This is a genomic window from Paenibacillus sp. J31R120, from assembly GCF_056269225.1.
On sequence record NZ_JBWDNN010000002.1, the window covers coordinates 228,155 to 252,444 of the forward strand.

Here is a 24,290-nt window from a genome sequence, read left to right on the forward strand (position 1 = left end):
AACAATGGCAATCGTACAATTAACTTCAACCAATCCGCAATTTACATTTCTAATTCGGAAAAATCCCGGCACAGGCATGCTGCTTCGGCCTATCCGTCAAGGGATGTCTTATGGATGGTATTCTGATCATTCGACCTTTAACGTATATTTCAAGGATGCGGACAACGGTATTTCCTATAAGAAACATGAGCAGGACAATTTTGAATACTTGAATGTGTCTCGTTACAACACGCCTATGTTTCCGCTTAATGCAATTAACGAATATTTTGCTTCGCCGTTCAAGGTACATGATGATCGTGATGCAGAGGGCTTCAAGCACACATTTCTGATGAACATGATCCATGTACAGCGGTCGCATTATATCGATTTTTTCCGAAAGCATATGCCAGATTATGAATTCAGCCTGCAGCATCAATCCTACAAGAGCTATACGCTCGCGATCAGTACGGAGAAAAGCTTGTATCACTTGCTGCATACCGTTAGCGTGCTGTGCTTGTTCCTGTCGATGTTCGGAGAAGAATATATCGATATTTCCGATGAGATTTTGGATAAATACATCCGCAGCTTGAATGTGATTGACGCGCCATTCTATATCCGAAGCTTATTCGCACGCAACTTCTTGGTCTCTCGCGAGAGGTTCGGCCGGTACAAAACCGAGATTGAACGGACGAACCGCTACCAGATTACGCTGCAGCACGGAAGCACAGCTCATCAACGGAGGAGTTATATTAAGAGCCTGCTCAAGTTCGATTTACCTATTTTGGATGTGGGCTGCGGTGAAGGCTTCTATGCGATTCCGTTCGCTGGAAAACTCGAAGGCATGTATTATGCGATTGATACGAATGAAGAATTGCATCAAGTAGTGGAGCGGAAAGCGGCTGCTAAGGAAATAGTTAATATCGCCTTGTATCAGTCGATTGATCATTATTTGGAATCGTACAATGGCGAACAGGTAGATATTATTCTGACAGAAGTAATCGAGCATATGACGGAAGAAGAGGCTTCGGCGCTTATTGGTCAATTGTGCAAGGAGGTATCCTTCCGCCAATTGATCATCACTACTCCGAATGCTGACTTTAATCTGTATTATGAACTGGACCAGTTCCGCCACGACGATCACAAGTGGGAGAAGGGGCAGGCGTCATTCCGACAATGGTTCAGCGACTTGGTTGTTCATACAGGATTGACCTATGAATTTGTGGATATTGGCGATCGTGTCAACGACGTACATACAACACAAGGGGTTATTGTCCATGGAAGGGAGGTTCAACTGTGAATATTGCCGTTAAGGTTCATACGATATTTATGCTGGTCGGACCTACAGAATGCGGGAAGTCTACCTTTGCGAGAAAAGTGCTTATCCCTCAGTTGACGAAAATCGATGCCTCCGCAAATGTCCGGACAAATGTGCAATACTTGTCCTCCGACGCGATCCGCCAAGAGCTTCTTGGATACCCGCATGACAAATACGATCAGGTTATGCTAGAAACCAGCTCACATGCATTCGAGTTGTTGTTCGATCGATTAAGGCTTGTGACATCCTTCCCGATTAACGCTGAGTTTGTCGTGCTGGATACATTAGGGCTGGCAGAAGATTTCCGAAGCAAGGTTCGGCAGATTGCGGAGGACAACAATTATAACGTAGAGGTTATCTTATTCGATTACCGCAAGCGGGAAGATTATTACGCATCAGAACGTTCTAAGAAGTTGATCAGCAATCACTTGACGCGACTGAAGCGTGAAGTCTTGCCTGTATTGTCGAGAGAAGGCTACGAGAATATTCATAAAGTTCGGGCGAAGGATTTCTATGATCCGGCTAGTGGTGAGGCGAATAGCGAATACGAGACAGCTATACAGAATTGGGACGAATATATGGCAGTCCATTTGCATCCCCAACATGGACATATCGTCATCGGTGACGTTCATGAGTGCGTGTCTGAGCTGCAAGGGCTGCTCAAGGGTTATGGCTTTCAAGTGGAGAACGGAAGGCTTCAACCGACAGATAAAGTGAAGCAAGCGAAAGTTATTTTGGCGGGGGACTGGATCGATAAAGGGAAGCAGACGCGTGAAATCGTCGAATTTCTATATGCAAACCAGGAGCATTTCTTGTTCGTCCTAGGCAATCACGAAAACTTTGTATTCAAATATTTGAATGGAGATATAAACGGAGCTGATCCCGAGCTCTTGAACAGCTACTTTGATTCTGTATCTGTCCTTGCGGCGGATGCTGAATTGCGACGAAAGTTTGAATGGCTTGTCGGACAGTCCAAGCCATTCTTCCATCGCAATGGTATCGATGGACCGTCCTTTTATGTCACGCATGCACCATGCCGGAACAAATATATCGGTAAGCTCGACGCAAATTCTGTCCGCCATCAACGCAACTTCCGGTTGAATCGCGATCAAGCGACGGAGGAGCAGCTATCCTTCTTGGCTGACGAAGCGGTGGGCAATCATCCATTCCACATCTTCGGGCATATTGCCGCGAAGCAGGCATTCCGCATCAAGAACAAGCTTCACATCGATGCGGGAAGCGTACACGGTAATGCGCTTGCTTCGGTTATGATCACCTTCAAGCCGATCTTCAAGAGCTTCCGCTCCCAGCATACCGTGCTGACAGAGCCGCTTCCGGAATTGTTCCGATCGGAGAAGAAGGTTGACATACGGGAGCTGGATGAGGAGTCGATGCGCAGGCTGCGTTACAGCTCTAGAAATAAAATCAACTATGTATCTGGTACGATGTCCCCTGCTGACAAAGATATGGAGTCGGGAGAGCTGGAGTCACTTGCACAAGGCCTGGATTACTTCCGTGGCCGTGATGTTCATCAAGTTGTTCTGCAGCCGAAGTATATGGGCTCCCGATGCAATATCTATCTGTTCCGCGAGACAGATCGCTGCTACGCTGTCAGCCGGAACGGATATAAGATCAAGTCGGTCGATATGACCGTTCTGTATGAGAGCATGTTGGATAGATTAAGCGGGTACATGGACGAGAACGGGATCAAGGGACTGATTCTGGACGGAGAGCTGATGCCTTGGAAGGCGCTGGGCGTAGGGCTTATTGACCGTCAATTCAAGCCAATCGAGAAGGCGTTGGAGACGGAGATCGGTTTCTTGAAGGAATTTGGCTTTGAGGATGCGTTGCAAAGCTTAGTGAAGCAGTACGAAGCAAGCGGCTTTGAGAAGGAGCAGCATACGTTGTCCAAGTCAGCTTTGACTGAGAAATTCGGATCGCATGTCTACCAAAACTATAAATATGTGCGGGAGATCAGAGATTCCTTTGTACCGTTAAGCGAGCATGAGGAGGCCTACGGGACGTATGTACGGCAGATGGAATTGTACGCAAGAGATGAGGAGCTTGCCTTCAAGCCTTTTGCAATTCTGAAAGAAATACTGGCAAGCGGAGAAGAGCGGATTCCGTCTGTCCCTACATCAGAGATGTATCGCCTGTTGACGGATGATGGGTGCTTGACGCTGGATTTGAACGATGCAGGCTCATATGAGCTTGCTCAGCAGTTCTTTGACCAGCTTACAGTCGAGCAGGGCATGGAAGGTGTCGTCATCAAGCCGGAGCACGAGGCACAGGACGTTGTGCCGTATATGAAGGTAAGAAATCCGGGATATTTGTCGATCATATATGGATATGACTATCGGTTCCCGCATAAGTACAATAAGCTGATGAAGCAGAAGAACATTATGCCGAAGCTGAAAACATCAGCGAATGAATATCGTCTTGGCAAACAATTGCTGGCCATTAAGCTGGAGGATATTTCGCCGGAGCATGAAGGTTACCGGGCAGCGGCAGCGAACATCTTGTTCGAGGTTGCTAAGGAAAAGGAAATCGACCCTAGATTGTAGGAAGCAAGTGCATAAGGAGAGAAACAAAATGGCTTACCAAACGATAGACGGTGTGTGCGTATGGGGTAATCCCGAGGACGGCGCGCTGTCGCAAGCGAAAACCTGCGCCGAGCACGGCCATGTCGTGCAGGCGCTGCTTATGGCCGATCATCATAAAGGCTACAGTCAGCCGATCGGCGGGGTCGTCGTGTACGATGGACAGATCTCGCCTTCGGGTGTCGGCTACGATATTGGCTGCGGCAACAAGGCGGTCCGTACGAATCTGATGGCGGCAGATGTCCTCCCACGATTGGATGGGATAATGAACGAGCTGGCTCGCACCATCTCCTTCGGTGTAGGCCGCGTGAATAGCGAGCGGGTGGACCATGAGCTGTTCGATGATCCCGATTGGAGCGTATACGCTCAGGTAGGAAAGCAGGAGCATGACAAGCTGAAGTCTCTGGCTCAGAGCCAGCTGGAGACGTAGGCAGCGGCAATCATTATGTCGATTTGTTCGTGGAAGCGGAGAGCGGCAGACTATGGATCGGCAATCACTTTGGCAGCCGGGGCTTCGGCCATAAGACGGCTAGCGGATTTCTGAATCTGGCAGCGGGCCGCGAGTTTCTGGGCAAGGCGCCAGGCGAGAGCATGGATCAAGCTCCCGTATTGTTCGATCTGGAGAGCGAGCTTGGCGACATGTATTACCGTGCCATGAAGCTGGCAGGCAGATATGCCTACGCGGGGAGGGACTATGTCATCCGCGAGGTGCTGTCCATACTGGGGGCAGAAGCCGATTTCGAAGTGCATAATCATCACAATTATGCTTGGAAGGAAACCCATGAAGGTGCTGAGCGAATCGTTGTCCGCAAGGGGGCTACGCCTTCAGCGCCGGGGCAGCTTGGTTTTATCGGAGGCAGCATGGGAGATATCTCCGTCATCGTAAGAGGCAAGGATACAGAGGAGAATAAGGATTCCTATTATAGTACGGTGCATGGAGCCGGACGAATCATGAGCCGGACGCAAGCAGCGGGTAAGATGAACTGGAAGACGCGGAGCCGCTCAGGGGGAGCGATCTCACCGGAGCAGATGCGTGGGGCTGTACAGCAATACGGCGTTATGCTTAGAGGCGCCGGCACCGATGAAAGCCCGTTCGTCTACCGCAAGTTGCAAGACGTGCTCGATGCACACGCCGAGACGATCGACGTGCTCCATGTGCTGAAGCCGATTGGCGTCTGCATGGCAGGGGCGGACGAGTTCGATCCTTACAAAGATTAATAACTACCACTCACGTACGTTGATCGGCATGCAGCATTCGATTATGCCTTGGGATGAAAAAGTATAGGCATATAGCCATCATGGCGGCAACGAGTGTGCTTTCCTGCAAATCCTTCGTGATGGTTCCATAGAATAACGCAAAAGCCGCTGCTGCAATGATAACCTCCCATTTGTTGAACGGTTTGTAGCTTGGATTGGAGAACAAATAGATATTGTATCCCAACCATGTCCCAATCAATAGCGGAATCACACGTATATCAATAACACTGCCCACGACCCAAGTGGGAAGAGTGAAGAGACTCAGGAATAGCAGGTTAAGCTTTGCTCGCATTACCAAGGTCATACGAATCGCTCCTTATCATGAAAATGGCATTGTTATCGTTGAGAAGTACGGGTATTCAGTAATGCTATTTTACAAGATATTTGGATAGTGTTCGAAAGAACAACCTGATCTTTTAGTTGAAAAGGCTCCTGTTTGTGAAATAGGAAGTAGTCGAGGCGGTCCCTCCGGTAAATACCGGATGGGATCGCCGATCTTTTTTTATATAGAAGAAACGGGATACAAGCGCTAATTCAAGATTGCTAATGCTATTAGCAGATTAAATAAATCAGAAAATTACAAATATATCCTGTTGCCGAATGATAGAAATTATGACATATTGGTGTATACGTTAAGCGGTTTCATTAAAACAGGCATAGCGGAGGCGAAATCGGATGGAGTCTAGTCTGCGTGAAGGGGCAATTCCGAAGGAAAAAGTAAAATTAGCTCAAAAATACCCCCTTATTGTCGTAGAGACAGTCGGTGTCACGAGCCTCTATCAGAGGCTGCATTGGCATGATGTGCTGGAGATCAACCTGATCAAATCCGGGACAGGCCATTACATCATTAACGGTCAAAGCTATCCATTTCAGCAAGGCGATATTTTCCTCATGAACTCCAACGATCTGCACTGCGCGTACGAGTCGAATGATCTTGTGATGCTGGTCATCACCTTCGACCCCTCCTGGTTTATCCACGGCCTGCGCATCGACCCGGAATTGCTTAGTCCGTTCCGAGAGATGGGAAGGCACTTCACGAATCGTCTCGATCGAGACCATCCACAAATGGCCATGCTGCGAGAACTCCTTCTGGAGCTTCAGCAAGAACATGATCAAGAACGGCGCTCCTACGCCACTTTGGTGCATTCCATCATGCTGCGCTTCCTCGCGATTGTGAACCGCGACTTCCGCAGCGACGGCATCCATCACCATGATAACGGCATCAGCGAGCAGCAGCTGGAGAAGATGAGACAGGTCATTATGGTCATGGAGCAGCATTACGCCCATCCTTGGACGCTGGAGGAACTCGCATCGCTTGCCTTTCTCAGTCCCTCCAGGTTCAGCGATCTCTTCAAGCGATCGGTCGGTATGCCGCCTCTCTTATATCTGATCCAGATCCGGCTGGAGAGGGCCGTGACCCTGCTCGAGAACGGGAGCATGAAGATTACGGATATCGCCCTTGAATGCGGTTTCCGTACCCTCACCAATTTCAATAGGCTCTTCAAGAAGCATGTCGGGGTCACCCCGAAAGCGTCGAGAAAGCACCAATGTTAAAAACCAGTGAAATAGTGCTGGTTTTTAATTGTTTAGGCAGAGAAACAGGTGAAGGTCTCCTTTACAATAAACATACAGACATCACGAGATTATGTCATGAATGCTGACGCTAATCTCACTTGTTAATTAAGAGAGGGGGAAGCCGATGCCACAAGCCAAATTGGTTGTTGAGAGGCAGACGCATCGCAAAAAGAGTCCTTTCATTCGTTTTCTGAAGCAGTGGGACATTCAACTGATGGCACTGCCGGCTCTGCTATTTATTTTTGTTTTCAGCTACATTCCGATGTACGGTGTCCTGATGGCATTCCAGGACTACAGCTTGTTCAAAGGTTTCCTTCAGAGCCCGTGGGTCGGGTTCAAGCATTTTGAGATGTTCTTCAACGCACCTGAGTTTTGGACGGTTATGCGCAATACGCTTGTCATTAGTATTCTGAAGCTTTGTATTGGCTTTCCGGCTCCTATCCTGCTGGCACTTATGCTTAATGAGATTGGCAGGCGGTTTTTCAAACGGATTGTTCAGACGGTCAGTTATTTGCCCCATTTCTTGTCGTGGGTTATCGTCTCGGGCTTTGTCACATCCATTCTGTCTACGGATAACGGCAGTCTGAATTTGCTGCTGCAAAAGCTGAGTCTGATCGACGATCCGATCAACTTCTTGTCCGAACCGAGCTACTTCTGGAGCATTTTGGTCGCCACGAATGTATGGAAGGAGATTGGCTTCTCCTCCATCGTATATTTGGCAGCGATTGCAGGAATTAATCCTCATCTCTACGAGGCGGCGTCGATTGACGGGGCGAGCCGGATCAGACAGATTGTGTCCATCACAATTCCGTCCATTATGCCTGTTGTGATCGTATTCTCCATTCTGGCTATCGGCAACTTCCTGAATGCGGGCTTCGAAGATATCTTGCTGCTTGCGGGCAATCCTGTCCTGCGAGAAGTCAGTGACGTTCTGGATACATACGTGTACCGGATCGGCATTCAGAACAGCAGGTTCTCGTACGCCACGGCGGCCGGATTGTTCAAGGCTGTCATCAGCGTAGCGATGCTGGCGGGAGCCAACTACTTGGCGAGAAGGTCGGGGAACAGCTTATGGTAGCAGGAAGGGGCGAGTGGCAATGAAGCTGTCTTACGGAGACCGATTATTTGTTGGCGTAAATTATACATTGTTGTTTTTACTTGGTTTTGTTGCGTTCTATCCATTCTGGAACGCTGCCGTCATCTCATTCAATTCCGGCAGCGATACGATGCTGGGCGGCATTACCTTCTGGCCCCGCGAATTCACGCTGTCCAACTATGAGGTTGTATTCAAAGACAAGCGTTTGATCGACGGGTTCGTCATTTCGGTCCTTCGTACGAGTGTCGGAACGCTAATGTCTATCATTGCGACAGCGATCTTCGCTTACGGTATGACGAAGCGCGACATGATGGGACGCAAATTTTATATGGTCATGTGTATCATCACGATGTACTTCAGCGGTGGTCTCATTCCAAGCTACCTGCTGATTCGGGAGCTGGGACTGATGAACTCCTTCTGGGTCATGATCATTCCAGGCATTATCAGCGTGTGGAACATGATCATCTTCCGGACTTTCTTCAAGGGTATTCCGGCTGGCCTCGAAGAGTCGGCTTCCATTGACGGCGCTTCGAATTGGGGGATCTTCTTCCGGATCGTGCTTCCGCTGTCTGGTCCTGTTATCGCGACGCTGTCTTTGTTCACGGCAGTCTATCATTGGAACGACTGGTTTGCGCCAAGCATCTACATCTCCAATGTTGACCTGCTGCCGATTCAGACGAAGCTGCAGCAAATCCTGAACTCCAACATCATGCTGGAGCAGATGCAGAACATGGATTCCGCTGCGCAAGGCCGAATGGGCGCAATGAGAGCTGTGACGACCAAGTCGCTGTCGATGGCAACGATGATGGTGGCAACCGTGCCGATTCTATGCGTGTATCCGTTTGTGCAGAAGTATTTTGTGAAGGGCGTATTGATTGGTTCGCTGAAAGAGTAGCAGAAGGGTGTAGAGCCACAGGCTTTGACCATAGATGAACTTGTGAAGGGAGCGCATGCAATGAAAAGATGGAAACGTAAGCTTCTCGCATCATTGTCAGTCACGCTTGTTATTGTCACAGCTTTAGCGGGGTGTTCGAGTTCTAAAGAAAAAAACAACACGGAGGGTCCATCCAATAAGCCTTCTGAGCCGACAGAAAGTGCTTCTGGCGCATTCGAGCTAGGTGCAGAGCCATTGGAATTTTCCTTCTATGGCCACTATGACTGGTATACGATGCCGGAGTGGGGAGCCGATCTTGCGACGAAATGGATCAAAGAGAACAAAAAGGTCAACGTCGTACCGATCAGCTCCGGCGGCGCAGCCAAAAACAAGCTGAGCACGATGATCGTATCCGGCGAGCTGCCGGATGTCATGTGGATGGAACGCGGAGCTGATGTCGAGAAGCTTCGTGCGGAAGGCATGCTGGTGCCATTCGATGACTATCTGGACAAGTATCCGAATCTGAAGAAGTGGGCCGGCGAATCTACGCTGGATATGCTTCGCTCGCCGGACGGCAAGCTGTATCAGTTCCCGAACTGGTATACGACGCAGCCGAACGGCAATGCAGGCTACCTGGTCAACAAGAAGATCTACAATGAGCTTGGCGCGCCAAGCCTGGAGACGACAGAAGATCTGTACAACTATTTGAAGTCGGTAAAAGAGAAGTATCCGGACGTCACTCCTTTGGAAGTGGGTCAGACGGCATCAGGCGTTGATGTCATGGTATCAGCCTTCGCGGAGAACAGACCGTATACGTTCAACTCGATGATCGCGGTGCCGCAAGGCAATGAACTGGTATCACTGTTCACAGATCCGGTCTATCGCGAACTGATTCAATATACGAGCCGTTTGTACCGCGAGAAGCTAATGACTCAGGATGCATTCACGCAGAAGCTGGAGCAGGTAGAGCAGAAGATCGTTACGGGCAAAGTAGCGGTATATGTGGCTTCCAGCCCGACGGAATTTGGTTCCAAAGGCAATATGGAGCTGTCCTCTCATGATCCGGAAGCAGGTTATATTATGGTATGGCCGGTTCATAAGGAAGGGCTCGACCGTAATAAAATTTTCCCTGGCGATTACAAGCAGCTGGGCTGGAACGTTAGTGTCATTACGAAATCCGCAGACAATCCGGAAGGCATCTTCGCATTCCTGGACTGGCTGACGGGTCCGGAAGGTCAACGTACGATTATGTGGGGACCTGAAGGCCTGTACTGGGAAGGTGTAGATGGTGAGGACGTACCGCTCTTCACGGAGAAATTCACGAGCGATCCGAAGGGACGCGACGAGCTGATGAACTCCACCGTCAACTTCCAATGGAACGGCAACACCGTATACGTCGACAATTCCAAGATGAAATTTGAATCGACGCTTCCAGCTGAGAAACGCAACTGGGAGACCTATTGGCAGTCGGAGATTACGTGGAAGACACAGTTCAATACGACGGCATACGTCAACTTGGACCCGGCAGGCGATACCGATGAAGGCATCATCGCACAGCGCGTGCTGGAAATTCACGAGCAAGCAAGAGCGAAGGCGATCAGCACTGCCTCATCGGATGCAGAGGTGCTCGCCATTCTGGATAAAGCAGAAGCCGATGCACAGCAAGCCGGCTATGACAAGCTGCTGAAGTTCAAAACAGAGAGATGGCAAGAGAACGTAAGCAAGCTTAACGCAGCAAAATAATGACCCTGGCTGAGGCCGGCGTACATTGGGCGGACCATGCAGATTAAAGCGCATGTAAGCTGATGGAGCCGGCTTCATCAGTCAGGTGGTATGGGAGAGATCATACTTGACGTATTACTTGGGTATCGATGGCGGGGGAAGCAAGACGCTCGCAGTTGTATCGGATGAAACGGGCCGCATCTTGGGTAGAGGAATAAGCGGCTGCGGCAATCATCAGTTGGGCGTGGAGCTGGCTGACCGGAATATTAGGGAAGCGGCGGAGACGGCCTTGACGGCTGCCGGTCTGAAGCAGGACGATATCGCCTATGCGATGTTCGGGCTTGCTGGTGCGGACCGTGAGGCTGACTTTCGAATCTTGAGGCCGATGGTCGCAGCAATGGGGTATGCCAAGTATGGCATTGTATGCGACACGGTCATTGGTCTTCGTGCGGGAACGAGGCAATCGGACGGCGTCGTGCTGATCTGCGGCAGCGGGACGAATTGCTACGGCATGAATGCAGCAGGAGAAGAATTGCAAATAGGCGGGTTCGGCTATGAATTCGGCGATTTTGGCGGAGGTACCGAGCTGGCGAAGGAAGCTTTCCGTGCGGTCATTCGTGCGTGGGAAGGCCGAGAGAAGCCCACTGCGCTGACGGAGCTGATCCTGGATGCTGCAGGCTATGACAATGTTTCGGACTTGTTTCATGGTTTTCTGGATGAAGGCAAGCGGGCACCCCACACGTTCGCGAAGTTATTATTCCAGGTCGCTGATCGGGATGAAATGGCGAGAGCCATATTGGAGAGACAAGGGCTGGAGCTGGGACGTGCGGCAAGCGCAGTTATTCATAAGCTGAAGATGGAAGCAGATACGTTCGAAGTGGTGCTTGCGGGCAGTATACTTACCCGCGGGGAAGGGCAATATGTTGTGCCGTTCATTGAGCGGCAGGTCAAGGAAGCGGCGCCGGATTGCCGTCTGCGCACGCTGGATCTGGAGCCGGCAGCCGGCGCATTGCTGCTTGCAATGGATAGAGATGGAATGAATGTAGCGGCAATGGTATATGAGAATTTGGAGAATGATCTATCGGTGAAGGAGAGGAATGTCGAATGGGTAATGGACTAAAGGTAGCAGTCATCGGAGGAGGCTCTTCGTACACGCCGGAGCTGATTGAAGGATTTATTCAAAGGTATGAATCGTTCCCGGTCAGCAAGATCGTACTGGCAGACATACCGGAGGGACGACATAAGCTTGCCATTGTAGGCGCGCTGGCACAACGCATGGTAGAGAAAAGCGGCTTGCCGATTCGTATCGAGCTTACGCTGGATCGGAGGTCTGCACTTGAAGGAGCGGATTTCGTCTCCACGCAGATGCGTGTGGGTCAATTGGAAGCAAGGGGATGGGATGAGTCGATCCCGGTCAAATATGGAATGCTCGGACAGGAGACGACCGGCGCCGGCGGCATGATGAAGGCGCTGCGCACGATTCCCGTCCTGCTCGATATATGCAAGGACATGGAGGAGCTCTGCCCGGATGCCTGGCTCCTGAACTTCACGAATCCTGCTGGCATGGTGACGGAAGCCATCCTGAAGCATTCTAGCATTCGCTCTATCGGCCTGTGCAATTCGCCAATTGCAGCATACAAGTGGCTTTCGTCCTTGTACAATGTCCCGATTGACCGCATCTATTGCGAGTTTGCGGGTCTTAACCATCTGCACTGGATTAGTCGGATTGAGATCGACGGCGAGTCGAAGCTGGAAGAGCTGCTGGATCGCCAAAGCTCCTATTCGGCAACCAACGTGCCGCAGCTGGCTTGGAACGACAGGCTGGTGCGGGAGCTGGGAGCAATTCCGTCCTATTATTTGAAATATTTCTATCTGCACCGGGAAATGGTAGAAGAGGGCAAGGCGGCTGCGGCCAGAGGCGAAAACCGGGCCGAGATGGTCAAGCGCCTGGAGGAGGAGCTGTTCGAGATTTACAAGCAGCCGGAGCTGGCGGAGAAGCCGAAGCAGCTGGAGCAGCGCGGCGGCGCCTATTATTCCGAAGCGGCGGTCAAGCTGATGCATTCCATCTACAACAATACGGGCGATATTCAGACGTTGAACGTTCGCAACAACGGCATATTGGACTTCTTGCCGGATGAGGCGGCGATTGAAGTCAATTGTGTCGTCACAAGCGAAGGTGCTGCTCCGGTTCCAGTGCGGCGCGTACCGGAAGGGACGAAGGGGCTCATTCATGCCGTCAAGACGTATGAAAGCCTGGCGATCGAAGCAGCCGTCACCGGCAGCAAAGATAAGGCGCTCCTGGCGCTGGCGAGCCATCCGCTCACAGATTCGGCTAATGTAGCCGAGGCGCTGCTGGAGGAGATGCTGCTCAAGAACAAGCAGTATTTGCCTCGGTTTTTCCAAACTTAATATCATTAACGATAAGGCGATCCGCCGCCCGGTTATGATTAACCGGGAGGAGGACCGCCTTTTTATTTAAGCCTTTACGTCTACGGAATCCGCTATCCGTTGCTTCGGCTTTCCGTTCCAGCTCCAGTACGTCCATATCCGAAGCAGCCATTCGACGGGACCGATTCGGAACCGCTTCAGGTAAAGCGCACTGCCTAGCAGCTGGAGCGTATAGATGGCAATGCCAATGCCGATACCCGCGATAATGCCAAGCTTGCCGTACCATCCAAAGCCATAGCCGTAGAAGAGCGTTGTGCAGATGACGGTCTGCAGTAAGTAATTAGTGAGCGACAGCTTGCCGACGGACTTGAAGCCGTTCCGCAGAGCCGTTGCTTTCCCCAGCGAGAGCAGCAAGGCGAACCCCATTATATAACCGAGTGACAGGATCAACATCCCGAGCGCGCCACTCACTCCGCCAAAGATCGTATCAGGCCAAATCTGCTTTATCGATTTCATGATCAAACCTGAGATTAGAAAGACGGAAGCCCATTTGAAGTAAAAGGCACGCTTGGTCTCAGGCTGATAGAACCAGTCTTTTCTGGCCGCATACATGCCGAATAAAAACATGGGGGCGGTCATGAACGGGACGAGCAGATAAGCGGCAACTAGAATCAGGCCATCGGCTTCGAGCGGTTTCGGCTCGTCATGGCGGAAGGCGAATATCTCCGAGTAGCTTCCGTTCTGATACACATCGATAGATTTCATGACATAAGCCTCTGTTTTTTCCTGGATGATTTTCGTTTCTTCAATCAGCGGGCCTGTTGAGTCCATACCGGCCAGACCGATAACCGGCAGAAGCGCAATGCCCCAGATTAAGACCGTTTTGGCCTTGCGTCTTAGGAACAGGAGGAGGAATAGGCTCATTCCGCCGTACAACAATAAGATGTCACCTTCCCAGAGAAAATAGGAATGCAGCATCCCAAGCCCGATAAGCATGATCGATCGGCGTACGATGACCATCCTGAACCCGGCTCCCTTCGCCTCAAGTCCCTCCATCAGCTTGAGCATTCCGAAGCCGAATAGAAATGCGAAGATGGGCATGAAGCTGCCTTCAATCACGATCTTTACAAGAGTGTGCGCAACGCTATCCGCACCAGTGAGTCCGAATAGATCGATCTCGTCCTTGCCCCACATGCCATACTGAAAGATGAGCAAATTGGAAAGCAGAATGCCGAGCAAGCTCAAGCCGCGAATTTCGTCTACGATGCTTTGTCTTCCTATTTTTTGAATCATTTTCCATCACCTCGGTCCCATTATAGAAACCGTCATTTACTTTCTGTTAATGCCGGTCTTATTTTTTGCTGAAGAGACGGGCATCCGTTAAACGGAAATTAAGGTTTCTATAGTAAAATAAGGATGGAGGGGATAGAGATTGGATGTATCGAACGCGAGAATTATAATGATAGACGATGAACGCGCCATTACGAAGATGCTGGACATGACGCTTCGCAAGGAAGGCTTCCGTTATCTGTTCACCGCCCATAATGCCGTAGATGCTCTCAAGTTGATTGGAAAGCATGGCGCTGATATTGTGCTGCTGGACGTGATGCTGCCGGATCAGACCGGCTTTGATCTCTGTCCCAAGATTAGAGAGCTGTGCGATGCCCATATCATCTATTTGACTGCGCGGGCGTCTGATCTTGATGTGCTAACCGGTTTTGCGACAGGCGGAGACGACTATGTCACAAAACCGTTCAATCCGCTTGAGATTGCAGCCCGAATAAAAGCGCGGCTGCGCCGCGGCGGCGTGACGCCTGTCTCGGTAATGGAGGAGAAGCGACAGCGTTATGACTTCGGACGGTTCGTGCTCGACGATGCGGCGGGTGAGCTGCTGGTGGAAGGCAAGGAGGTCGCTTGTCCCGCGATGGCGTATCAGCTGCTTCATTTCTTGTGCAAAAATCCGGGTATTGTTTTTTCCAAAGCTCAGCTGTATGAGGCCGTATGGGGCCTCGATGGCGATGGCGATGACAATACCGTTATGGTTCATATCCGCAAAATCCGTGAGAGGATTGAGCGCAATCCAAGCGAGCCTAGCCATCTTCTCACCATTCGCGGACTCGGCTATAAGCTGGCGAAGGGAAAGCAGTCATGAAGACTCGCAATGTAAAGCGAAGGCTGACCCTTCATTTTACCTATCAGATGTTATTGCTGTTCGTCTTTGTTCTGCTCATGGTATTTACGATATTGCTTGTCTTCATTCAATTATTAGTCAATGAGGATATGAAACAAAGATTTCCGTTCGGGTCGCTGGATGTCATCATTATGGAGACGGATGTGACGGAGCAGAAAGCCGTAGTGCCGAAGCGTTGGGTGGATCAGCTGGCAGAACAACATTACTGGCTGCAAGTGGTGAATAGCCAAGGCGATGTGATCTATGAAGTGAATACGCCTGAGGATGTGCCGCAAGCTTATACTACGGGAGAGCTGCTCGTTATCGAGCAGACGAAGCGGTACGGTCCCTACGAAGTGATGATGTCGCTGGACGATTCGGTGCCGAACATGGCTCTATTCATGCTAGGTTATGTGAATGATCGTTCGGTTGAGGTCCAGTCCATTTATGCCAAATATGCGAGAGACGGTGTTGTGAGGGAAGAGGCAGCCGAGCAGCTTAACGAAGAACTGGCGAAATCTCGGCATACGCTGCAAATTATAGATGGCAACGGCCAAGTGCAGCAATCGGTAGGCATGCCAATGGAACGGAAACGGTACGCTCCGCTTGAGCTTATTACAATGGAAAAGATGAAGGGCAATTTTCCAACAATCGTATCCGTCCATGCGGATCGTGAAACGGATTCATTCTGGGTATTGCACCAAAGCAAACGGGGAGGCTACGTCAAGCAGCCATTCATGAAAGAAGTAATCATCACGGCTTCCTTCATTGGAGGAGCGATTCTAATCGCAACACTAGCCTTCTCCATTTATCATGGCTACCGTTATGGCAGGCCGCTGCTGCTGTTCATTGATTGGTTCGCACGGCTTGGCAGAGGACAATATGAAGAGACGTTGTCCGCGAAGGATCAGAAGCGGGTCTATCGCAAGAATGGCAAGCTGCGCCGAAAGTATAAGCTCTATAAGGAAGTCATTGACGGATTCCGCGAGATGACATTAAGGCTGCACGCTGCGGAGCAGGATCGCACTCGGCTCGAGAAGACGAGGGAAGAATGGATGACGGGCATCTCACATGATCTGCGCACTCCGCTTAGCTCGATACAGGGCTACGGCCATTTGCTGGAGAGCGGGCAATACAGCTTTACAGAGGAAGAACTAAAGGAGATGGGCGGTACGATTCGGGATAAGAGCGACTATATGATCGATCTGATCCAGGACTTCTCGCTGGCATTCCAGCTTAAGAACAAGCAGGTTCCGTTTGAAGTAAAGCCAATCGAGCTGCAGGAATTCGTCAGACGGATTGTTCTTAACTACGTGAATGACATGACGATGGAGGGCACGACGTTCCAATTCGAGAATGAATACGAGGCGACGCGGGTTCGGGTGCTTGCGAATGACAAGTGGTTCGCCCGAATGCTGGATAATATCATCATGAATGCCGTCAAGCATAATCCGGAAGGCACAACCATCACGGTGAGTGTCGCGGTATCGGTTGGTTATGCCGTTCTGACCGTGAAGGATGACGGAATCGGAATGGATGAGGAGACGCTGCTGAACCTGTTCGAGCGTTATTATCGCGGCACCAATACGGAGGAGAAGACCGGTGCGGGTCTAGGCATGAGTATTGCAAAGTCGATTGTTCTTGCGCATAACGGCACGATTAAAGCAGAATCCGAGATAGGCCGCGGTTCGACGGTTATGATAGCTCTTCCGATTCTGTTGCATTCGCCTTAACCGACAGACAAAATAGCTTGAGGGTAATGAGTGTCTAAAAATGATAAAAGGACCGGCTGCATCGCAATAGCGAAGCGGCCGGTTCTATTTGCGCAGGGGAAATTTCATTCCTGGCCGATTGTGAAGACAGCGATCTCAGGCGGGCAGCCTAGACGAACCGGAATTTTTACCGTTCCCAAGCCCCTATTGATATAGAAACGTCTGCGTTTGTCCACATTTTTAATGCCTGTGTGGAAATGCTTATAGGCGCCTATCGTATGGTTTAGCACTCGGATTTGGCCGCCATGGGTGTGGCCTGTGAGCAGTAAGTCATAGAGGACGCCGCCTTCCTGCAACAGCCTGATGATGCTTGGAGAATGAGCCAGCATGATGATATAGTCTTGGCTCTCCAATTCGGCAGGGCTTAATGTCAACAGCTCGTTCCCATAGATCGAGTTGTCAAATCCGTAGATTAGTCCTCCGTCCGGCTGATGGAGGATCTTGCAGGCACTATTCGTCAATACGGTCACGTTCAAATCCTGAAGCGACTGGAGGATGTCCCGGTATTCCTGCTCTGTGTATCTTTTTTTGCGAAAGCCGTTCCAGCCTTCACGCTCGTAATTGCCGGGCACGAAGGTGATACGGGGAGCTTGCAACTTCTCGATTTCCTTCAGTACACGCTTGAAATGGCCTTTCCTTGACGCAAGGTCTCCGGTAATGATGATATGATCTGGATTTAACCGGTTCACCTTGCGGCTGATCGAGCCGTTCAAAAACAAGGTACGCCCATGAATATCCGTTAAATGGACCACAGTAGCCTTGAAACGGGACGGAGCAGGCAGGCGATGCCAAGTCGTTCTGACCCAGCAGGTTTCGAAAATGATGTACAAGACCGCAAAACAAACCATAATCCAAATGATGATCACTACGGTTACCTTTCCCTTTCTCCGGCAAGCAGATTCCTATAGCTTTAACCTTAATTCTACAAGCGTGATGTCGATTCCTGTGGCCTATCGGCGAATGGTGCAACGTGATGCGTCTCCATGCTGCAGGTTGACAATCAGATTGCGAGGACTTATTATAATACCCATACAGGTATATGTATAAATGATGAATCGAAATTTATGCGTACACCCCAACATGATAAAGGGAGGTGCTCTTTGAATGTGGAGATAAGCTGGATTGTCCTGTTATTTGCCATTGGCTTTATCGGTTCTTTCCTATCCGGTATGGTCGGCATAGGCGGCTCGATTATCAAATATCCCATGCTACTGTATATTCCTCCGGCACTGGGGTTCGCGGCTTTCTCAGCCCAGGAAGTGTCCGCGGTCAGCGCGGCGCAGGTGTTTTTTGCTTCATTGGCGGGATTGCTTGCCTATCGAAAGGGCGGCTGGATTCATAAGCCGTTGGTTATGTATATGGGCATACCTATCGTGCTTGGCAGCTTTCTCGGCGGCTACGGATCGAAGTTTCTGTCTGATTCGATCATTAACGTAACCTATGCCGTCCTGGCTCTCATCGCGGCAGTGATGATGTTTATGCCCAAGCGCGGGGAAGAAGGGGATGGCAGTATCGCGGCGTTCAACAAACCGCTTGCGGCAGGTTCCGCGGCAGCGGTGGGCATCTTGTCAGGAATTGTAGGGGCAGCAGGCGCGTTCATAACGGTTCCGATTATGTTAGTGCTGTTGAAGATTCCGACTCGCGTGGCGATCGCCTCATCGCTTGCGATTACCTTCCTGTCTTCCATAGGATCGACCGGAGGGAAGCTGATGGGCGGTCATATGCTGCTCATTCCATCGCTTGTCATGATTGCAGCCAGTATTATCGGTTCTCCCATTGGCGCAAAGCTGGGACAGCGAATGAACGTGAAGATGCTGCAAGGTCTGCTTTCGATTTTAATTACCGCAACGGTTGTTAAGATTTGGTGGGATATGCTGCTTTAATTTTTTTTGCTATTTTCAATACCCTATGGGGTATATAGTTAGAATGGAGGAAGGACAATGATGATGAACGTACAAGCGGATATGACGCTCGACTGTATCGGATTGGCGTGTCCAATGCCGATTGTGAAGACCAAGAAGATGATGGTTGAGCTGGCAGATGGGCAGGTGCTGGAGATCCAAGCTACTGATAAAGGCTCGCTTGCTGATCTGCGAGCTTGGTCACAGAAGGCCGGGCATCAATATGTAGGGACGATAATGGACGGCGGCGTGCTGAAGCATTACGTTCGTAAAACCCCTTCAGAAGAAATCAAACCGGAAACTCGTTATCCGCATACGGCTGGCAATGAGGAATTGGCTGGGCGGTTGGCAAGCGGTGATGAGCTTATAGTTCTGGATGTCAGGGAAGCGGCGGAGTATGCCTTCCGTCATGTGAAGGGGGCCGTCTCGATTCCGCTGGGACAGCTGGAGAGTCTGTATCATACGCTGCATCCAGACTCCGAGCTATACGTCATATGCAGAACCGGAACGCGCAGCGACATGGCATGCCAGTGGCTGGCTGATCACGGCTACAGCCGGGTGAAAAACGTAGTGCCGGGCATGTCAGACTGGACGGGCGAGACGGAGTCTGAGGTAGAGGGGGAAACGCCATGACGACATCTGTGAAGCCAATGGCTGCAAGCGAGCTGGCCCATTCTATCACCCATCGCGAACCGCTATTTATTTTGGATGTGCGCAATGAAACGGATTATGCCGATTGGAAAATCGAAGGGCAAAGCATAGAGAGCATGAATCTTCCGTATTTCGATCTGCTGGACGGCGTAGAGGAAGCTGTGAAGCGGATACCATCCGGCCGCCAAGTGTTGGTCGTCTGCGCGAAGGAAGGCTCATCCGTGTTCGTGGCGGAGCAGCTTGCGGAGGCCGGTGTGAGGGATGTTTATTATTTGCAAGGGGGCATGAAAGCATGGAGCGAGCATCTGGAGCCGGTGAAGGTAGGCGAGCTGCCAGGCGGCGCGATCTATCAATTCGTGCGTCTGGGCAAAGGCTGTCTGTCTTACATGGTCGTATCCGGCGATGAAGCTGCGGTCATCGATGCGATGAGAACGACCGAGGTCTATGAGGAATTCGCCCGGAATCTGGGTGTGTCGATCAAGCATGCGCTGGATACGCATCTCCATGCCGATCATATATCGGGAGGCCGCAAGCTGGCTGAGCGCATGGGAGCGAAGTATTGGCTGCCGTCCAAGGATGCGGGGGAAGTAACCTTCGCCTATGGAAAGCTGGAGGATGGCGATCGGGTAGCGATTGGCGCTACGGAGATCGGCATCGGCGCCCTCTATTCACCTGGACACACCATTGGCAGCACTTCCTTTGTTGTGGATGGCAACTATCTGTTGACCGGCGATATACTGTTCATTACATCGATCGGGCGGCCCGATCTTGCCGGGCAAGCGGAAGATTGGGCGGGCGATCTGCGCCGAACTCTGTATGAAGGATATCGTGCTCTGTCGCCGGATCTGATTGTGCTTCCGGCACATTTTGGGCAAATGGACGAGTTGGGCGAGCAAGGTCAGGTTGCGGCTAGACTTGGCGATTTGTTCCGCGATAATCCGGGCCTTCATCTGGAGGATGAATTGGAGTTCCGCAGGGCGGTCACAGAGAATCTGCCGCAGCATCCTAATGCGTACCAGCAAATCCGCCAAACGAACATGGGCCATATTAGCCCGACAGATGAAGAGCAGCGGGAGATGGAGATCGGCCCGAACCGCTGCGCCATTCATGACCAATAACGATAACGGGAGGAATTTACGATGAAAACAGATGCAGTGGTTGTCGATACGAAGGGACTGGCATGTCCAATGCCGATCGTGAAGGCGAAGAAAGCGCTGGACAGTATGGAAACAGGACAAATGATGAAAGTATTGTCGACTGACCAAGGTTCCCTGAACGACTTCCGGGCTTGGGTAAGAGGAACCAAACATGAGCTGGTGCAGCATGAAGAGAAGGACGGGGTGTTTACGTTTTACGTGAGGAAGCAGTAACAGTCTTTAGCAATTGGCAGTTGCTATTCCGGCAGTGACAAGCTATATTACCTCTAGGGGTATCATTTCGACAATACCAATTCCAAACAGGCTGGAGGTTGTGACATGGAGTACGATGAGAGCGTCATCCGAAGATTGAAACGAATGGAAGGCCAGATTCGCGGCGTGATGCGAATGATGGAGGAAGGCAAGGACTGCAAGGACGTGGTTGCTCAATTGTCCGCCGTGCGCAGCGCAGCCGACAAAGCGATGGCGTATATCGTCGCTCATAATTTGGAGCAATGTATTACAGAAGAGAAGGAACGGGGCGGAGACACCAGCAAGCTGGTGAAGGAAGCTGTAGAGCTGTTAGTGAAAAGCCGCTGAGGCTTTGCCATAGATAAGCCAGGGAGCGCTTCTTGCAGGCAGTTTCCTCGGGCAAGCGGAATGGATGAGCGGGGGAATTCTCCGGGATAACATTCCTCTTTTTTTCAACGCATTAATACTATTACGGGTATAAGTATAAAGGAGAAGGGGCAAAACAATGACATCAGCGATGACTGAGAAGGAAAGAACGACGATTGTGCTGTTCAGCGGGGATTTGGATAAAGCGATTGCCGCATTCATCATTGCGAACGGGGCTGCGGCCTACGATCATGAAGTGACAATCTTCTTCACCTTCTGGGGTCTGAATACAATGCGTAAGGACGAGATTGTCCAGACGGACAAAGGTTTGCTGGAGAAGATGTTCGGCTGGATGATGCCGCGCGGTCCGAAGAAGCTCGGGCTGTCGAAGATGAACATGGCGGGTATGGGCCCGAAAATGATTAAACATGTCATGAAGAAACATAATGCCCTGACGTTGCCGCAACTGATTGAGCTGGCTCAGGAGCAAGGCGTGAAGCTGGTCGCTTGCACGATGACGATGGATTTGCTGGGCCTTCAGAAGGAAGAGCTGATTGAGGGCATGGAGTATGCAGGAGTAGCGACTTATCTGGGCGATGCGACAGAAGCCAAGGTTAATTTGTTTATTTAATTGGGTAAATATAGAAGCCCCATGGGCCGTTCATCGGCGCATGGGGCTTTTTATGCTGCAAGTCTGACGATTCAGAAAAGTTATCAACAGCCTGCGTGTTATTTAGCGAAAAAATAATTATCAACATGTGCATAACGCATTTAAGCTATTCATCAACAGCTTCATCCACATATCCATAGCCGGCGTGGATTACTTGCTCCAGATGCGGTCGCCATTCAAATATTTTTCGGTCAAGATGGAGAGCAGCTGGATGCCGACTTGATTATGCCCGCCTTCGGGCAGGATGATGTCCGCGTATTTTTTGGACGGCTCAATGAATGCTTCATGCATCGGCTTCACCGTATTCAGGTACTGGTCGTGAATCGACTGGATCGTGCGCCCGCGCTCCTCAATGTCGCGCAAGACGCGGCGCAGAATGCGCACATCGGGATCAGTATCGACGAATACTTTAATATCAAGATGCTCGCGCAGCCGTTCGTCGGACAATACATGCAGCCCTTCCAGGATGACGATGCGGCTTGGGAGAAGCTCAACTTGCCGATCGGTGAACCGGGTATGCTCCGTAAAGTCGTAGACAGGGGCATATGCAGGGAGCCCTTGCTTCAGCAGAAGCAGATGCTCAATGAGCAGCTCGTTGTCGAAGGCCAGAGGATGGTCGTAGTTCACGATTTCCCTCTCCTCCATGCTAAGCTGCGAATGCCCTTTGTAATAGTTGTCTTGCGAGATAAAGGTGACTTTATCCGTTCCTTGGTTGTCGATGACAGAACGGGCGACGGTCGTCTTGCCCGATCCCGTCCCGCCTGCAATTCCTATAATAAGCATGAGCGTGTTGAAGCCTCCTGGGACTATATTCGGTTCATAACTTACGTATTGTAGCACAGCGCGCCGACGTTTTCATCCCCGGAATGAACAGGCAAGAAGTTCCCGCTTGGATTCGCTCGTACATCCGTTACGAGGTTCGTTTGAAGGAAGCAGATGAAATCCCGTTTGAATTTTTGTAAAATAAGGTATACCTTTTATAACCTTATTGTAAGCGTTTTTATAGATGGGGGAGATCGGAATGGGGCCATACATGCTGGCGATTGATCAGGGAACGACAAGTACGCGGGCGCTGCTTGTGGATCGGAAGGGGAATATTGCGTCCATCGCACAGGAGGAGTTGCCGCTGAGCTATCCGGTGCCAGGCACTGTAGAAGCGGACGCTACGTTCATATGGGACTCCACACAACGAGTGCTGAAGGATGTGCTGGAGAAAAACGCCGTAAGTGCGGAGCAGATCGCCGCGATCGGCATTACGAATCAGCGGGAGACGACAGTCGTGTGGGACAAAGCGACCGGAGAGCCGATTCATCCAGCCATCGTATGGCAATCCCGGCAATCCTCCGAAATTTGCGAGCGTCTTCGTGCGGATGGACGCGAGGATGAGATTCGGGCGCGGACGGGCTTGCTTATCGATCCTTACTTTTCTGGTACCAAGGTCACTTGGCTGCTGGAGCAGGTGGAAGGCGCGCGGGAGCGGGCAGAGAGTGGAGAGCTGCTGTTCGGCACGATTGAGACCTGGCTGATCTGGAAGCTTACCGGCGGGAAGGCGCATGTGACGGATGTCTCGAACGCTTCTCGTACTTTGATGTTCAATATTCATGAGCGGAAGTGGGATGAAGAGCTGCTCGCTATGCTCGGTGTGCCCGCAGCTATGCTGCCGGAAGTGAAGTCCTCCTCGGAGATATACGGGAAGCTGGATCCATCGTTGATCGGCAAGGAGATTCCGATTGCGGGAGCGGCGGGCGACCAGCAGTCAGCCCTGTTCGGACAAAACGCCTTCACGCGCGGCTCAACCAAAAATACGTACGGCACGGGCTGCTTCATGCTGATGAACACCGGAGAGAAGGCCATTCTTTCGCAAAAAGGGCTGCTGACGACGATTGCCTGGGAGCTTGACGGCAAGCTGGAGTATGCGCTGGAGGGCAGCGTCTTTGTTGCGGGAGCGGCGATCCAGTGGCTGCGCGACGGGCTGGAGCTGATCGAGTCCGCTGCAGAATCGGAGACGCTTGCCGCCGAGGTGGAGTCAACGGATGGCGTCTATGTCGTGCCCGCATTTGTCGGGCTTGGTACGCCTTATTGGAACAGTGACGTAAGAGGTTCCATATTCGGTCTTACGCGCGGCACAGGCAAGGCGCATTTCGTTAGAGCGGTGCTGGAATCGCTCGCCTACCAGACGAAGGATGTCTTATCTGTGATGGCAGAGGAGTCCGGGCTAGAGCTGCATTCCTTGGCTGTAGACGGCGGCGCGGTTGCCAACGACTTGCTTATGCAATTCCAGAGCGATCTGCTTGGCGTGCCTGTGGAGCGGCCGGTTATCGGGGAATCGACTGCGCTTGGCGCTGCATTCCTGGCCGGGCTGGCGGTCGGCTTCTGGAAGGACCGCGAGGAAATTGCATCCTTGCGCCAAGTGGATCGGCTGTTCCAGCCGAATATGACAGATGAACGAAGACAACAATTGTACGGCGGCTGGAAGCGGGCTGTCCGGGCGGCAATGGCCTTTTCCGAAAAATAATAGTAGTTGTGAGAAAACTGCAGGTTAGCCGGCGTTCCGTGAGGAGATGTC

General features: G+C 51.1%; 21 protein-coding genes and 1 pseudogene. 18 read left to right on the forward strand and 4 right to left on the reverse strand.

The window, feature by feature from the left end; translation table 11 throughout:
* Positions 1–4 precede the first annotated feature (4 nt).
* The 3 genes and pseudogenes from AC0YNW_RS07665 (at position 5) to AC0YNW_RS07675 (ending at position 5,112) form a co-directional block, all read left to right on the forward strand.
* Positions 5–1,276, forward strand: a complete 1,272-nt coding sequence (locus AC0YNW_RS07665) for a class I SAM-dependent methyltransferase (protein ID WP_475831438.1) — start codon at positions 5–7, stop codon at positions 1,274–1,276.
* Complete coding sequence (locus tag AC0YNW_RS07670) at positions 1,273–3,858, forward strand: metallophosphoesterase (protein ID WP_475831439.1); 2,586 nt, start codon at positions 1,273–1,275, stop codon at positions 3,856–3,858. The genes AC0YNW_RS07665 and AC0YNW_RS07670 overlap by 4 nt, the downstream gene beginning before the upstream one ends.
* Before the next feature lie 28 nt (positions 3,859–3,886).
* Positions 3,887–5,112: pseudogene (locus AC0YNW_RS07675) on the forward strand (RtcB family protein).
* Between the two features lie 10 nt (positions 5,113–5,122).
* On the opposite strand, the gene AC0YNW_RS07680 reads toward AC0YNW_RS07675, so the two are convergent.
* Positions 5,123–5,455, reverse strand: coding sequence for a hypothetical protein (locus AC0YNW_RS07680; protein ID WP_475831440.1), 333 nt, complete (start codon positions 5,453–5,455; stop codon positions 5,123–5,125).
* Between the two features lie 371 nt (positions 5,456–5,826).
* Between AC0YNW_RS07680 and AC0YNW_RS07685 the strand changes: the two genes are divergently transcribed.
* The 6 genes from AC0YNW_RS07685 to AC0YNW_RS07710 all read left to right on the forward strand — a co-directional run bounded on the left by AC0YNW_RS07685 (position 5,827) and on the right by AC0YNW_RS07710 (position 12,827).
* Positions 5,827–6,705, forward strand: coding sequence for an AraC family transcriptional regulator (locus AC0YNW_RS07685; RefSeq protein WP_387478076.1), 879 nt, complete (start codon positions 5,827–5,829; stop codon positions 6,703–6,705).
* A gap of 145 nt (positions 6,706–6,850) precedes the next feature.
* Positions 6,851–7,804 carry an ABC transporter permease gene (locus AC0YNW_RS07690; RefSeq protein WP_475831441.1) on the forward strand — a complete coding sequence of 318 codons (954 nt, stop codon included), beginning with the start codon at positions 6,851–6,853 and terminating at the stop codon, positions 7,802–7,804.
* A gap of 19 nt (positions 7,805–7,823) precedes the next feature.
* Complete coding sequence (locus AC0YNW_RS07695) at positions 7,824–8,717, forward strand: carbohydrate ABC transporter permease (protein ID WP_475831442.1); 894 nt, start codon at positions 7,824–7,826, stop codon at positions 8,715–8,717.
* Positions 8,718–8,777: 60 nt separating this feature from the next.
* Entirely contained in the window at positions 8,778–10,439 is a 1,662-nt protein-coding gene (locus tag AC0YNW_RS07700; RefSeq protein ID WP_475831443.1) for an extracellular solute-binding protein, read from the forward strand.
* 106 nt (positions 10,440–10,545) lie between these two features.
* On the forward strand, positions 10,546–11,538 hold the full coding sequence (locus AC0YNW_RS07705) for an N-acetylglucosamine kinase (RefSeq protein WP_475831444.1): 993 nt from the start codon (positions 10,546–10,548) through the stop codon (positions 11,536–11,538).
* Positions 11,523–12,827 (forward strand): 6-phospho-beta-glucosidase, encoded by a 1,305-nt coding sequence (locus AC0YNW_RS07710; protein WP_475831445.1) that lies wholly within the window; start codon positions 11,523–11,525, stop codon positions 12,825–12,827. The genes AC0YNW_RS07705 and AC0YNW_RS07710 overlap by 16 nt, the downstream gene beginning before the upstream one ends.
* Before the next feature lie 66 nt (positions 12,828–12,893).
* On the opposite strand, the gene AC0YNW_RS07715 is transcribed toward AC0YNW_RS07710, so the two are convergent.
* Complete coding sequence (locus AC0YNW_RS07715) at positions 12,894–14,099, reverse strand: DUF418 domain-containing protein (protein ID WP_475831446.1); 1,206 nt, start codon at positions 14,097–14,099, stop codon at positions 12,894–12,896.
* Positions 14,100–14,265: 166 nt separating this feature from the next.
* On the opposite strand from AC0YNW_RS07715, the gene AC0YNW_RS07720 reads away from it, so the two are divergent.
* Positions 14,266–14,958 carry a response regulator transcription factor gene (locus tag AC0YNW_RS07720; protein WP_475832176.1) on the forward strand — a complete coding sequence of 231 codons (693 nt, stop codon included), beginning with the start codon at positions 14,266–14,268 and terminating at the stop codon, positions 14,956–14,958.
* On the forward strand, positions 14,955–16,709 hold the full coding sequence (locus AC0YNW_RS07725) for a sensor histidine kinase (protein ID WP_475831447.1): 1,755 nt from the start codon (positions 14,955–14,957) through the stop codon (positions 16,707–16,709). Before AC0YNW_RS07720 ends, AC0YNW_RS07725 begins: the two co-directional genes overlap by 4 nt.
* A gap of 104 nt (positions 16,710–16,813) precedes the next feature.
* On the opposite strand, the gene AC0YNW_RS07730 is transcribed toward AC0YNW_RS07725, so the two are convergent.
* On the reverse strand, positions 16,814–17,614 hold the full coding sequence (locus tag AC0YNW_RS07730; protein WP_475831448.1) for a metallophosphoesterase: 801 nt from the start codon (positions 17,612–17,614) through the stop codon (positions 16,814–16,816).
* Between the two features lie 198 nt (positions 17,615–17,812).
* Between AC0YNW_RS07730 and AC0YNW_RS07735 the strand changes: the two genes are divergently transcribed.
* From AC0YNW_RS07735 to AC0YNW_RS07760, 6 genes are all read left to right on the forward strand, one after another.
* The gene (locus tag AC0YNW_RS07735; protein WP_475831449.1) at positions 17,813–18,631 is read left to right on the forward strand and encodes a sulfite exporter TauE/SafE family protein; all 819 of its coding nucleotides are present in this window, start codon (positions 17,813–17,815) and stop codon (positions 18,629–18,631) included.
* 63 nt (positions 18,632–18,694) lie between these two features.
* Positions 18,695–19,282, forward strand: coding sequence for a sulfurtransferase TusA family protein (locus AC0YNW_RS07740; RefSeq protein ID WP_475832177.1), 588 nt, complete (start codon positions 18,695–18,697; stop codon positions 19,280–19,282).
* Positions 19,279–20,418, forward strand: a complete 1,140-nt coding sequence (locus AC0YNW_RS07745) for an MBL fold metallo-hydrolase (protein ID WP_475831450.1) — start codon at positions 19,279–19,281, stop codon at positions 20,416–20,418. The genes AC0YNW_RS07740 and AC0YNW_RS07745 overlap by 4 nt, the downstream gene beginning before the upstream one ends.
* Before the next feature lie 21 nt (positions 20,419–20,439).
* Positions 20,440–20,670, forward strand: coding sequence for a sulfurtransferase TusA family protein (locus AC0YNW_RS07750; RefSeq protein WP_475831451.1), 231 nt, complete (start codon positions 20,440–20,442; stop codon positions 20,668–20,670).
* A 105-nt stretch (positions 20,671–20,775) separates the two neighbouring features.
* Positions 20,776–21,036, forward strand: a complete 261-nt coding sequence (locus AC0YNW_RS07755) for a metal-sensitive transcriptional regulator (protein ID WP_387478112.1) — start codon at positions 20,776–20,778, stop codon at positions 21,034–21,036.
* 169 nt (positions 21,037–21,205) lie between these two features.
* Positions 21,206–21,685: a DsrE/DsrF/DrsH-like family protein gene (locus AC0YNW_RS07760; protein WP_475832178.1), complete on the forward strand. Its 480-nt coding sequence runs from the start codon at positions 21,206–21,208 to the stop codon at positions 21,683–21,685.
* Positions 21,686–21,874: 189 nt separating this feature from the next.
* Here the strand turns inward: AC0YNW_RS07760 and udk are convergent, their stop codons facing one another.
* A complete protein-coding gene (udk, locus tag AC0YNW_RS07765) occupies positions 21,875–22,507 on the reverse strand; it encodes a uridine kinase (RefSeq protein ID WP_475831452.1) in 633 nt (210 codons plus the stop codon).
* Between the two features lie 238 nt (positions 22,508–22,745).
* Here udk and glpK point away from each other — a divergent pair, with 238 nt between their 5' ends.
* Positions 22,746–24,239, forward strand: a complete 1,494-nt coding sequence (gene glpK, locus AC0YNW_RS07770; protein ID WP_475831453.1) for a glycerol kinase GlpK — start codon at positions 22,746–22,748, stop codon at positions 24,237–24,239.
* Positions 24,240–24,290 lie beyond the last annotated feature (51 nt).